A 12,908-nucleotide genomic window follows, 5' to 3' on the forward strand; every position below is an offset into this window, starting at 1 on the left:
GTCGAAGTGTATCAGGTGTCATAGTACCTCCTGCCGTGACAATGATCCGCGAACGCCTCGATCGATACCTCCGTGTTCGAGAACGCAACTCTGACATTCGTGATGATTGCGATGAAGGTCATTCCACCAGCACCCCTTGCTCATCCCAGCGAATCGGCCGAGAGGGGTTATCGGAAAGTCCTCGCACATCGATCGCCCCCTCCCCCTGTGGCTCGGAAAGCGGAAAATGCAGCCGCATGCGCCGTGGCTCTCCCGGCGGCAGGTGAGCATTCCAGGCTAGCGGTGTGCCATAGGAGTCGGTCAGCGCAGTCGCCGTGATACGTCGCCGGGTGTCGGCCGGGGTAATCCCAAGCCGTGATTCCATGGGCCAGAAACCGGGCCCATCGGTCTCGTTGAAGACCTCAACCTCCACCTCAAGTCCATCGTCGGTGCGCTCGATATCTGTCACTCGAACGCGCAGTTGCTCGAGACCGAAGTCGAGGACGGTGTCGCGCTCGCGGTAGGCAAAATCTTCGGCGTCATCGCCGAAAAACATGGGCGCAGGAAATCCCTGGGTTCCCTCGGTAATGGTGCCGAAATTGGGGAAATAGAGGGAGACACGGTAGGTGTCCACTGCCTCGGGCAGCGAGAAGATCAGCCGTCCGCCAGTCAACATATCGGGAAGGAAGGTGGGAATACGCTCTAGATCGCTGAGTTCCCAATCCGGCAAGTAGACGTAGCCATCCGGGCTGACCAGCTGAATGTGCTGGTCCGCATAGAGATAGGGCACCACTCGGGGCGTCTCAACTCTAGCCTCTGGGTCGGCATCGATGTCGTGGTGATTGGCCGGGTTCGCACGCGAGAGCCGACTCCTCCCCAGCAGCTCCACTGCCACGAAGTGCTTGCTGTCGGGTGTTTTACCCAGCGATTCGGCATCGACCTCCTCAATGCTGGCAATCCCGAGCTCCAGGAAGTCATGCCGCTGAAGATCGACTTCCTGCTGCACCACCGATGCTTGATCTCCTTCCTGGAGCGCCATCGCCAGGGCCGGGTATTCGCATGGTAGAAGCGCAGTGACAGCGGGCCCGGCGGGTCATCTGCCAGGCGATAGACCACCTTGCCGCGCCTCACCTCGCCGGGCCGGGGCAGGACGAAGGTGTCAGGCAACAGGTCCGCCCCCTGCAGCGCCTCGTTGATCACCGCATGTGTCCTGCCTCCGGCCACCAGCACGAGGTTCTGCTCCAGGTTGCCGACCAGCAGGGCACGCTGGCCACCATCCTGCTGGATCAGGTCGAAGGGCTTATGGTTCTCGAACAGCAGGTCGAGGACCAGATAGACCTCGCCCGCAGCTGCGGCTTGTCCCTGCCAGTCGGAGCGGGTCTCGAGGCCCAGCACGCTCATGCCCATGACGCGATTTTCCTGCTCAAGGAGCAAGGGCTTAGCGAAGGGTGGCGACAGGTCGGGATCATTCGGCAAGGCAATGCTGGGTCGAGAAACGCGCGCCGGTGGAGCATGGCGCAGCCCGGCACTCTCCAGTGCCTGCACCGCCGAGTCACTGATCGACGCGCTCAGCGTCACCGAATGATAGGTGGCGGCCAGGTCGGGCAGTCGTAGCTGGGTGACACGTCGTCCTCTCTGGCTACGCGCGTCGATTACCGCCTCAGGCGGAAGGCTGTACAGGTTGCCGAAGCTGCTGCCCATGACGAAGGCATCGACGCGCTCTCCTGCCTGGTCGATGAGCCTGCGGAGGATTCCGTGATCGCCGGCATAGAGCACCAGAACACGGTCGACATCACTGGGCAGTCCATCGAGGGCATCACTCAGGGCCTCCCCAGCCGAGCGCAGCCGAAACGTCTCGCTGAAAGACTGCCAGGCGGGCAGGCCATGATAGCCCATCGGCACCCCCGAAATGCCGATAAGGCCAATTCGCTGGCCATCATGCTCGACCACCAGCGACGGTGGAACCAGCGGCTCACCCTGCGCATCGAGGATACTCGCCGAGATAAGAGGCGGGCTCGATCCAGAGCGCGCGTCGACCAGGGATGGGCTGACATCCCGCCAGGTCAGGTGCAGGGCCTGCATCCCCAGGCCCTCCGCCAGCGCCAGGCTCTCCCGTATACCCAGCTCATCCACCTCGCCGCCATCGAGAAAGCCACCGGCATCCAGCCAGATGCCATCGGCATCCATCTCCTGCATGACGCCCACCTGCCGCGCAAGCCCCGGTTCCGAAGCTTCCGGGCACTGGAAGCAGGGCAGCAAGGTGCCGCGGATATCGCCGGTAATCCAGAGCCCGGGCTGGGCTCCCAGTGACAGCGGACTGACGGCGATCATACTCAACGCAATCAACAATCGCTTCATGGTCCAACCTCCGTCAGGAACCAGGGGGTAAACGGGGATTCATACGCCTGTTGTAGGCCTCCAGGCAAAACTTGAGGAGGCGCTCGCTCTGGTCGGTAACGACATTGAGCAACCCGGGCTCGCCTCCTACGGTAAGGATATTTACGGTAAGCAAGGCCGCTGCGAAGGCACACACCGTCGCGCTTCCCACTGCGGTCTTGGCCGCACCCGGCATGAGAGATGCCTTTAGCAGATAGGCCCTGGCTCCCAGCACATCAATCAAGCTGTACTCAGCCGAATCCTGTCCCCAGCCCACGCCACCATAGCCGAGGGCATGACCGCTGTTCGGATCCACCGCCCACCAGGCAAGCGGGAAATGGGAGTCTTCAGGCCATTCATCCAGTGCTGTGACAAGTGGAAAATAGAGGTGAAGCCCTTGAGCAAGCTGTTCCTGCATGGCCTGCCGTGACAGCTTGTGCAGTGAAATATCGCCGAATTGATTCGCCTCGGCTTTCGACAGCCAGAGCCCCGCTTCGCCCCTAGCCATTGCCGTCTCCAGATGGAGGGCGGCATTCTCGCCGTCGAGCACATTAGCCCTGTCGGGAGCAGGACTTCTCAGTGCCAGGAGTTCCGCTTCCAGCAGGGTTTCCAGCACCCCCTGCGCGAAACGTAGCTGCTGGGTGAAGTCCTCGTGTGGGCCGTCGAGTGGAATAAGGTGCAGGGGCACATGGGCCAGGTCGATGGCACGGTAATCTCGGAACCCCCCTGGCAGATGCTTTAGTCCCACATGTTCGATCAGGATATTGGGTTCACCAATATAGAAGCGCCCGGGATGCAGGGAAGCCGTAAAGCGATGCCTGGCGAACTGCAGGGCCGTTTTCGGTAGATCCACCAATTCATCGATGGCGCCTTCGAGTATCTCGAAGTCATCACCGTCCAGGCCCATGATCATGCCCTGCAGCGCATACGCATTGCGCAGGAAGGAGCCTAGCTCCATACGCAACATCAGCGCCTCGGAGGGCTCGGCAGTCTGCAACACCATATTGGTATCACGCAGCAACGCGACGGCACGCTCAAGGCGATGCCCGCGTTCGAGCTCAAAGGGGCGTGAGTCTTCCTCGGCCAGCGAGAACCAGGGGCGCGACACTCGATTGACCACCTCATCCCCATGGCGATGCGTCACCTCCAGGGAGAGGCCGACAAAGGCATCATGGGACTCGTCCTGCTCGGCACGTCCGCCAATGCTGATGCCTCCCAGCAGGCTCGTGGCTTCCTCCATTTGCCTGGCCTGGGGCGGCTGCATGGGATCCCGAACATGCCCGTCCTGGTCGATGAGATCACCGAGTACCCGCTCTTCCCCATAGCGGATATAAGGAAGCCAACCGGTATTGGCCAGAAGGTCCTCTGCCAGTGCCTGGTCGCTGTCTCCCGCGTAGAAGTCGTCTACCTCGAATTGGTCGGGCACGATACCGACCCGTATGGACTGCATGGCAAGCTCATGTGCCTGAACGCTATGCTCGAGCAGAGTGACACGATCCAGGCGGCCCTCCTGCCAACGCTCGGCGACAACCTCAATCTCATAGTGATGGGCATGGCGGGAGCCGAACGCTGACAGGCTCTGGCTCTCGGCAGAGGGAGCGTCGGCCGGCGCACTTACCGAGGCCTGACTCAGATCGGTGGGCACCCAGCGCCCCTGGTCATCCTCCCACCAGACACGCACGTTGGGGTCACCCGATACCTCCCGCTGGCGCTCCTGCTCATGCCAGTCAGGAAAACCGGGGGCCTCGGCGAGTCGGTTCATCAGACTGACGGCCCGCACCTGAAGATCCTGATCGAAGCGATTCCACTCGGGAAGGCGGGGGGGGATCGGCTGCGATTCGTCCGAGGGGGAGCCCAGGTGGTCGAGCAACTCCCGCGTGCCTTCGGACAAGGACACCGGCTGTGGACGGGGACGCGCCTCAAATGATGAGATCGACGGGGGAGGCTCCCGGGGCGACATGACCTCCAGACGCACCGAGCGGCCGGATTCTTCGAGCAGGCGCCCGAGCAGCATGGCACGATCCATATGGTTGCCCAGCCGGTCCTGGAGCACACCGAACTCCCCTCGCACCAGCCCCTGATAAGGCACATGGGTGGTCTGATCCTGCACCCAGCGGGTCAGGGCCTGGGGGTCGTTGCCCACGGCATCCCGTACGGCCGACACATCGAAGGAGCCATGCTGCAGCACATCACCCAGGATCAAGCGTACCTGGCGCTGGGTGGCGCTCAGTTCATTGGTCAACTCCTCGGCCGTTGGACCGCTTTCGTCGGCCATGGCATCACTACCCAGCCAGGACATGGGCGCCAGGATCAGCGCCAGCAGCACTGTGGTCCGAATGGCCATCAAGATATTATCTAGGTCGGGTCTCGTCATTCTTCATCCTCCCTCAGCTGGATCTCTACCGCCTGACGCGGCGAGACGCGGAACTCGCGCCGCCTTTCGCCCGCATGGGTCTCCACCACCAGCTCGTAGTCACCGACGTCCAGCTCGACGGGGTCATCGTCCACTCGCCCTTGGGCGATGACGCTGCCCTCGGCGTCCAGCACCCGCCAGGTGGCCGCCAGGGCCTGTGCCAGCCCGGCCACCAACTCATCGGCGTCCTGGCTGTCGAAGTACTCGCCGCCGCCCTGGGCGGCGAAGCGTTCGAACTCGGCCTGAAGGCCGATCTCGTCGATATGGAAGCCGACGATATTGAGGCGAACGTCCAGGCCCTCCTCGATCAGCTCCTCCACCGCCGCAGCCACGTCGCCATCGCAGGTCTCTTCACCGTCGGTCAGCATCACCACCAGGCGGGGCTGCTCCTCGAAGCCTGAAAGGTCATCGAGCACCGCCTCGATGGAGGCCGCCAGCGGTGTGCGGGCCAGGTTGATGGCCTGAATACCGGCCACCACCTCGCGCACCTCGTCGTGATTGCCGAGGCGAGGTTCGACAAGCAATTCCGTCTCGCAGCTATGGGGCTCGGTATGGCCGTAGGCGCGCAGCGCCACCGGCACCTCCTCGGGGATACGCTCGTCGAGGGTCTGCTGGACGATGCGCCGGGCCACCTCGATGCGTCGCCCGCCCTCCATCTGGCGCAGCATGGAGCCCGAGGCGTCGAAGATCAGGTGCACCACGCCGCCGGCCACCGCTGGCCGTGCGGGATCGGCACTGACCACCGCGACGCTGCCCGGCTCAGGGGGCTCCTGGTAGCGGGATTCAACGCTCAGCCGAAAGGTCGTGGGCTGACGAACCTCCTGCATGCCGGCCTCGAAAGCCCGCACCAGGTCGCGGCGGCCCGTGGTATAGGCATAGCGACCGCCGCCCACGTTGGCCCAGCTGCGCATCTGGTTCTGGTACCAGCGCGTCTCGCTGGCCAGTCGCTGCTGCCCGTGGGGGGTCTCCAGGGTGAAGATGCGCGGCTGAACCCGCTCCAGGTCGTCCCAGACGCTCATGGCCCGGCCCATCTGCTCGGCATCGGTGATCAGAAAGATGATCCGCTCCCGGTCCAGCGCCTCCAGTGCACGTGTCGCGACCTGAAGGGCCGGCTCGGAATCGGAACTCTCGAAGCGCCCGTCGTAGGCGGCCAGGGTATGGCGCAGAATGCGCGGCTCGCCGCTCCACTCATCGAGCAGCATGGGGCCACCCAACGGCATCAGATTCGCGATCTCCTGGTCAGGATCGAGGCCTTCGGCAAAACGGTTGATGGCCTGAAGAATCGGGACCTGAAGCGCCTCCAGGCTGCCGCTGGCATCCCACAGGAAGGCAATGGCCCGCGCCGGCTCGGTGATGTCCAGGCGATACTCCCCGGCGGGAATGTCGACGGCCTCGCCGCGGCGCCATCCCTCGGGCTCGCGCTGCCAGTCAAGTGAAAGCGCCTTACCGTCGGGCGCTACCAGCGTCGCCTGGACCCTGCCGCGTAGCGTCTCTCGCAGCCTTGCCACCAGCGTGTTATCTCCCTCCTCGACCGTCACGCGATAGCTGCGGGTATCATTCGGGTGCGCCACGCGGCCGGTCACGGGCTCCTCCAACCGCCAAGGCGACTCGGGGTGACTGGCGTCGTCGTCGACGGCTTCGGGGAGGTGCTGCCCGGACAAGGTCAGCTCATAGGGCCCTGCCTGCCCTTCCCTGCCCTGATCCGGCCAGTAGGCCAGAATCGACTCGCCGCCGCCCAGCGGCTCCGATTCATGGGCGCGAATCTGGGCTGGCAGCCGCCAGCGACGCTCCGACTGTTCCGGATCCAGCTCAGGCATCAGCACCTCGAGGCGCAGATAGCGCGCCCAGACCGGGTGTTCCAGGACCAACTCGGCCAGCCCTTCCGCATCGCGCTCGAGATGCCAGTCCGTCAGATGTTCCCAGGGGCCCACGGGGCTCTCGGTGCTGGTAGAGACCCGCACCCTCTCGATGGGCTGGCCGCTCCAGTCAGTGGTTTCCTGCCAGCCCAGCTGGCCGAGTCTGGCCGCGCGCTGCTGCAGGAAGCCGAAAACCAGCGACACCCCTCCCGGCTGCCACTCCCCACCCCGTTCCAGGCCTCGGCCAAAGCGATCCCCGTGGGCGCCCTGCCCCAGGAAGGCATTGCGCTCGGCTAGGGTCATCTCGTGCAGGGCAGGGACCGGGGGGCGCGTGGTGATCCAGTGCCCTCCGCGACGATCCGCCAGCAGGTCGGGGTGCTGACGCCCCAGTTCATCGCCGGGTTCACCCAGCACCCGAAGCTGGCCGATGCCGGTGTCGTCCAGGCGCCCCGTCTCACCCCAGAAGCTGAGCGGACGCAGCCCCAGGTAGCGCGCCTGGCGAGCAGCCTCCAGGGCGAAGAACTGCTCGCCGTCGGCGGCGTCCAGCTCGACGGTAGTGACCACCTCCAGGTCATCGACGCTGTCGCCCAGCGACACCTCGAGCTCGCGCCAGCGGTGCTCAGAGGGCTGGCCCGAACGCTGGTCGATCACCAGCATCCGCACCTCGCCACCGTCTCCGGCCAGGCGCAGCGGCGGCAGCGCTTCCCCCGGCTCGCCGCGGTAGCGGACATGGCTCCCCATCGAGCTCATGCCATCGATGAGGTGCACCAGCCGGGGCTCGGACGCCACGCGGTGGGTACCCCAGCCGCTTTTGGCATCATCGATGATCGGCTCGCCGCTGTCGGGGTCTTCGAAGTAGGCGCCGAGGCCCCACCAGGCCAGGTCCACCAGCCCCTGGGCACTATCACGCAGTGCCGCATCCTGCTGGCTGACGCCCGCTTCAACGTCGCCGCTACCGATGGCAACCGTCGACTCGAGCGTCTGGCCCGCCCCGCCGATAAACAGCGTCACCGGTGACTCGTCATCCAGGCCGGCCGGCAGCGTCCAGATCGGAGTCAGTGACACCTCCTCGCCAGCGTCCAGCGTTAGGGAGTCGGGCAGCGCCTCGATGCCCCAGCCGGCATGGCTGGCATGGGCCTTGAGTGCCAGGGTCACCGGCTTCTCGGCGCCGTTGCTCAGCACCAGGCGGCTTTCCAGCCGCTGGGGAGCGTCGTGCCAGGCGGTCAGCGTGCCTTCGGCTTCGAAGCTGGCCTCGATGGCCTCGCGTCGCCATTGCCGATCGGCCTGCCGCTCCGCGAGCAAGGGATCCTCGATGTGCAGGTCGATATGCCCCAGGCGCGCGGAGCTGGCGCGAAGGTAGACCCTTGCGCGGGCGGGAATCTGTGCCGCCACGGCTTCGGTGTCGTCACGCTGTGTCTCGACCTCTCGGGTGGGGAGCGAGTCGTCCTGTTCATCGATGAGTTCGACATTAGCGCGGCTCAGGCGATTGCCCCCCAGCCGTTGGATGCGCACCTCCCGGGGCGCCTCACCGACCGGCAGACGGAACCACTGGTAGTCGCCCCCCAACTCGCTGTGAGGAAGCTCGATGCGTCCATCGGGCGGCAGGTCGGCGGCCAACTCACTACGCGTCGCCATGGCATGCCCCGTCATCGGCTCCCAGGGCGCCTGAACATCCAGGCGAACATGGTAGGTACTTGCCGGCTCGCGATCTCCCAGCCACAGATAGTAGTCACCTGCCGGTAGCCGACCGTCGAGCGCCAGCGGCTCGGTATCCAGCGCGCGGCGTTGATGCACAAAGGCGATACGCTCTTCGCCTTGGTAGAGAACGGGCTGAACGCTCCCGGTTTCTGGTGGGGTAATCTCCAGTCGGATACGGTTGTCACCCGGCAGGGTGAATCGATACCAGTCCTCGTCGGAAGCGTCGTGGAGGTCGCCCCGCATGACCTCACCGAAGGAGAGCGCATTGGCCTGGCTGCGATTGTCATTAGGCTCACGCTCCCAGCCGCCTTCATCGGCTTCCAGACGCTCGGCCAGGATCCGATAGTCGCTGTCGCCCCCGCTAAGCTCGAGGTAGTAGGTGCCCGCCATCAGTTCGAGCCGAGCAAAGCCCAGGCCCTCGTGCTCCCCCACAGGGCCGTAGGCTTGGGATCTGGCAAGGTGGAAACGCCCCGAATGGCCAGCCTGGTAGAGGCGAAGGTCATCCAGCCCCTCGCCACTGGCCACAATGCGCCACACCTGATCGGAGCGCGGCACCTCGAGCCGAAAGATCCCCTGACGCGGGCCATGAAAGACGCCATGCAACGCCCTGTCTGGTGGCAGGGCGGTTGCCATCTGGCGGGTGTCGTTGGGCTCCGCCACCTCCTCCGGTCCAGGCCGGGGGACCGAACGGCGAGTCACCTCCACCGCGATGCCGGTTTCATCCGCCTGCTCGGATGGCGTCAGCGCCAGGTAGTGACGACCCGGGTCGAGGCGCAGCTGGTCGAAGAGCGCCTCCCGCGGACCGCTACGGCAGATCGCCTCCTGACCCAGGGCGCCCGCCAGGCATGCTTCGATGACCATATCATCCGGGCCAAGCAGATCCAGTGCCCAGCCGTACCCTTGTGCGTCGTCATCGCTGAGTTCGAAGGCCAGATAGCTGCGCTGACCGGGCAGCAGTTCGAGCGCTTGAGTGGCCTGGTCAGGCAGCGTCAGGGCCTCTTCGCGTGTCGCGGCCACCGGCTCAGGTACCGGTGATGGGAGTGATTCTTCCGGCTCGAGACGCACACGCACACGCCCGATGATCTCCCCGCCTTCCTCGCGCGCCAGGGCCAATGCGGCCCCATCCTCGAGGGCCAACCGGTCCATCGCTGCTCCCTGGGCACAGCCATCGTGGACTCCTCCAGGGGCTTGCCCGCGGCATCCACCGGCTGTGCCCTTAGCGTATGGCCAAGCTCAGTCAGCAGGGAGAGCCGCCAGCGCCGGGTGTCGCCTTCGTCGAGCTCCAGGGGAAGCTGCAGGCGCTCGGCGTTGAGCTGGTAGAACCAGTCGCGGCCCGGGCCGATGGCCAGAGTCTCGGCATCCGACGGCGCGTTCGCGGTGCCATGCAGGCTGATCTCTTCGGTTGGCTCGACGGTCAACTGGTATTCGTCGTGCCAACCCTGCGTCTCGACCTCGAGCCGATAGTCGCCATGGGGCACCAGCAGGGAGGTCACGCGATCCCCTGGGATGTCGGGCGTGGCCTCGAGGGTCAGCAGCGCCGAGCCAGTTTCGACCTCGCCGTCGGAGGCGGGTGGCGTGTCCGCCGACGCCTCGCCAAAGGTGGTCACGCCCTGTGGCGCGCCCTGGCCTTCCCGCGCTTGATCGGCGTGAAGGCTGACCTGCAGTCGCTCATCGGTGGTGGCACGCAGCGAGATCTGCCATAGGTGATCCACCTCCCGATCATCGATCGACCAGGTGAAGGCGTGCCGCTCCCCCTCGGCCAGCTCTCCCAGGATGCGGGCCGCCCCGCGAAAGCGCTGGGTAGGCGACATCTCCTCGGCCAGTGGCTCGGCCACCAGCGTTCGAGGATAGCCGTGGGCAGACTCGCCGGTGGCTAGTGACACCAGCATCAGCAACCCCAGCAGGCCCACCACTACCCGGCAGCCCCTGTCCCCCCTCAGGCGCTCACACCGCCCCCTCGTCATGGCCATTCCCCTTATCGTTATCTACCTCGTCCCGGCGCTATCACAGCGTCAGCTCGACGGCCTGGTTGGGCCCGACACCGAAGTCACGCCGCTGCTCCCCCGCCTGGGTCTCCACCACCAGCTCGTACTCGCCCACATCCAGCTCGATGGGATCGTCATCCGCCCGCCCCCGAGCCACTTCATCACCTTCACTGTCCAGCACCCGCCAGGTGGCCGACAGCGCCTGGGCCAGCCCGGCCATCAACTCGTCACCGTCCTGGCTGTCGAAGTACTCGCCGCCGCCCCGGGCAGCGAAGCGCTCGAACTCGTCCTGCAGGCCGATCTCGTCGATATGAAAGCCGACGATATTGAGGCGAACATCGACCCCATCCTCAATCAGGGCATCGACCGAAGCCGCCACGTCACCGTCGCAGGTCTCCTCGCCGTCGGTGAGCATCACCACCAGGCGCGGTTGATCGGCGTAGTCGACCAGGTCGTCGAGTACCGCATCCAGGGAGTCGGCCAGCGGCGTACGCGCCAGATTGATGGCCTGGATGCTATCCACCACCTCACGCACCTCGGCGTGATTGCCGCTATCGGGCTCCACCAGCAGCTCCGTCTCGCAGCTATGTGGCTCGGTGTGGCCATAGGCGCGAAGCGCCACCGGCACTTCATCGGGAATGCGCTCGTCGAGGGTCTGCTGAACGATGCGCCGGGCCACTTCGATGCGCCGGCCGCCCTCCATCTGCCGCAGCATGGAGCCGGACGCGTCGAAGATCAGATGCACCACGCCGCCGGCCACCGCCGGCTGCTCGGGGTCGGCGTTGACCACGGCCAGACTGCCGGGCTCCGGCGGTGCCTGATAGCGCTTCTCTACCGCCAGTTCGAACTCACTAGGTTGACGCAGCTCGCGCATGCCGGCCTCGAAGCCGCGAATCAGGTCGGTGCGGTCGACGGTGTAGCGATAGCGGCCATCGGCCACCTGGCCCAACTCAGCATCTGATCCTGGTACCAGCGGTTCTCCTCGGTATCCTTGCGTGAGCCATGGGTGATCTCCAGGCTGAAGATCCTCGGTCGAACGCGGGAGAGCGGCGCCCAGGCATCCAGGTCACGGCCGGTCTGCTCGGCGTCGGTGATCAGGAAGATCGCACGCTGCCCCTCGCGCTGCGCCAGTGCGAGGCTGGCCAGGGCCAGAGCCGGCTCGGAGTTCGAGCTACGGAAATCACCGTCATAGGCCGCGAGGGTCTGGACCACCTGAGCGGGTTGCGTGGCCCAGCCATCGATCAGCAGGGGGCCACCTAGAGGCAGCATGTTGAAGACCTCGTCTTCGGGCTCCAAGCCCTCGGCAAAACGGTTCAGCGCCTGATAGATCGCCGGCTGGTGATTGGACAAACTGCCGCTGCCATCCCACAGGAAGACAATCGAGCGCGGTGGCTCGGTGACCGTGAGGCGGTACTCGCCCTCCGGGACATCCACAGCCTCGGCCTGGCGGCGACCACTACCGGCCGGTGACCACTCGAGGGGAACAGCCTCGCCCTGTGGGCCATGCAGGGTAGCGCGCAGTCGATCCCGAGCCGGCTCATCCAGCTCAAACGCCAGGGTGTTATCCGGCGCCTCGAGGGTCAGGGCATAATGGCGAGTATCCCCCGGTTCCTCGACCCGCCCCACGACGCGCTCCATCAGGGGATAGGGTGCCTCGGCATGGCTGTCGGGATCCTCGACCTGACGCGCCTGCACTTGGCCCGCCTCCTGCTCCGCCTCCAGCGGGCCGCGAGGGCTGTCGAGCCCCCAGTGGCCGAGAATCGAGCGGCCGCTACCCAGGGCATCGGCCTCGATCGCCTTTAGCGCTGCTGGGATTCGCCAGCTGGCTCGGCGCTCGCCATCAGGTATGGCAGGCTCGTCGAAGACCAGCCGCAGGTAGCGTGCCCGCGGCGCGTCGGTTAGCGCCAGGGTCGACACCCCCTCATCGTCACGGGAGAGGCGCCAGTCCGCCTGGTGCTCCCAGGGCCCAACCGGCGACTCCATCGCCGAATACACCGCCACCGCCTCCAGCGGCAGGCCATCCCAGTCGAGGTTCTCGATCCAGCGCAGCTCATCGACCCGTGCCGCTCGCTGTTGCAGGAAAGCGAAGACCATCTCGATACGCTCGCCGGCGATGCGCTGTCCGCGACGCGCGCGCCGCTCGCTCATCAATCCGCGATGGCTGTAGCGCTGTCCCTGAAGGCCACGGAGGCGATCGATGTCCGGCTGGGTGTAGATCCAGTGCCCGCCCAGCTCATGATCGAGCAAATCATGGCGCCGTTCACCCAGCTCGCCGGCGGGCTCCCCCAGCACCCGCAGCTCGCCGCTGCCGTGGCGAGAGCGACGACGCTCGCCTTCGGCAAGGAAGATCGACAGCGGCCGCAATTGCACATAGCGTGCCTCCAACGGCTCATCGAAAGGGAAAAACTGCTCGCCGTCGCGGCTGTCCAGCGTCAGGGTCGTGACCACGTCCAGGTCGTCGAGGGACTCGCCCAGCGCGACTTCGACCGCTTGCCAGCGATAGCCATGCGCATGCCGAGAGCGCTGATTGAAGCCAGGCCATGCACGAGGCCTCCCTCGCCGGCCAGACGGATCGGCGGCAGAGGCTCCCCCGGATCGGCA

Annotated in this window: 7 protein-coding genes; all 7 read right to left on the reverse strand. The window is 65.6% G+C overall.

The features are described from left to right. Window positions 1-118 precede the first annotated feature (118 nt). The 7 genes from Q427_RS00195 to Q427_RS00225 all read right to left on the reverse strand — a co-directional run bounded on the left by Q427_RS00195 (window position 119) and on the right by Q427_RS00225 (window position 12,755). Window positions 119-769 (reverse strand): hypothetical protein, encoded by a 651-nt coding sequence (locus Q427_RS00195; RefSeq protein ID WP_155833403.1) that lies wholly within the window; start codon window positions 767-769, stop codon window positions 119-121. Next, on the reverse strand, window positions 682-2,337 hold the full coding sequence (locus tag Q427_RS00200) for a hypothetical protein (RefSeq protein WP_043510100.1): 1,656 nt from the start codon (window positions 2,335-2,337) through the stop codon (window positions 682-684). The genes Q427_RS00195 and Q427_RS00200 overlap by 88 nt, the downstream gene beginning before the upstream one ends. A 13-nt stretch (window positions 2,338-2,350) precedes the next feature. After that, window positions 2,351-4,729 (reverse strand): hypothetical protein, encoded by a 2,379-nt coding sequence (locus Q427_RS00205; RefSeq protein WP_043510103.1) that lies wholly within the window; start codon window positions 4,727-4,729, stop codon window positions 2,351-2,353. Continuing rightward, the gene (locus Q427_RS35855) at window positions 4,726-9,183 is read right to left on the reverse strand and encodes a VWA domain-containing protein (protein ID WP_331280492.1); all 4,458 of its coding nucleotides are present in this window, start codon (window positions 9,181-9,183) and stop codon (window positions 4,726-4,728) included. The genes Q427_RS00205 and Q427_RS35855 overlap by 4 nt, the downstream gene beginning before the upstream one ends. A 128-nt stretch (window positions 9,184-9,311) precedes the next feature. Further along, window positions 9,312-10,286 carry a hypothetical protein gene (locus Q427_RS32955; RefSeq protein ID WP_155833404.1) on the reverse strand — a complete coding sequence of 325 codons (975 nt, stop codon included), beginning with the start codon at window positions 10,284-10,286 and terminating at the stop codon, window positions 9,312-9,314. Window positions 10,287-10,326: 40 nt separating this feature from the next. Beyond that, a complete protein-coding gene (locus Q427_RS00220; protein ID WP_231613283.1) occupies window positions 10,327-11,247 on the reverse strand; it encodes a vWA domain-containing protein in 921 nt (306 codons plus the stop codon). After that, window positions 11,202-12,755, reverse strand: coding sequence for a hypothetical protein (locus tag Q427_RS00225; RefSeq protein ID WP_043510111.1), 1,554 nt, complete (start codon window positions 12,753-12,755; stop codon window positions 11,202-11,204). Before Q427_RS00225 ends, Q427_RS00220 begins: the two co-directional genes overlap by 46 nt. Between the last annotated feature and the right edge of the window lie 153 nt (window positions 12,756-12,908).

This window comes from Halomonas sp. BC04 (assembly GCF_000568385.1).

What these genes read in the sequence shown, in the direction of transcription:
- Q427_RS00205 (WP_043510103.1), bottom strand. Translation starts at nt 4,729, where the DNA reads ATGACGAGACCCGACCTAGATAATATCTTGATGGCCATTCGGACCACA.
- Q427_RS35855 (WP_331280492.1), bottom strand. Translation starts at nt 9,183, where the DNA reads ATGGTCATCGAAGCATGCCTGGCGGGCGCCCTGGGTCAGGAGGCGATC.
- Q427_RS32955 (WP_155833404.1), bottom strand. Translation starts at nt 10,286, where the DNA reads ATGACGAGGGGGCGGTGTGAGCGCCTGAGGGGGGACAGGGGCTGCCGG.
- Q427_RS00200 (WP_043510100.1), bottom strand. Translation starts at nt 2,337, where the DNA reads ATGAAGCGATTGTTGATTGCGTTGAGTATGATCGCCGTCAGTCCGCTG.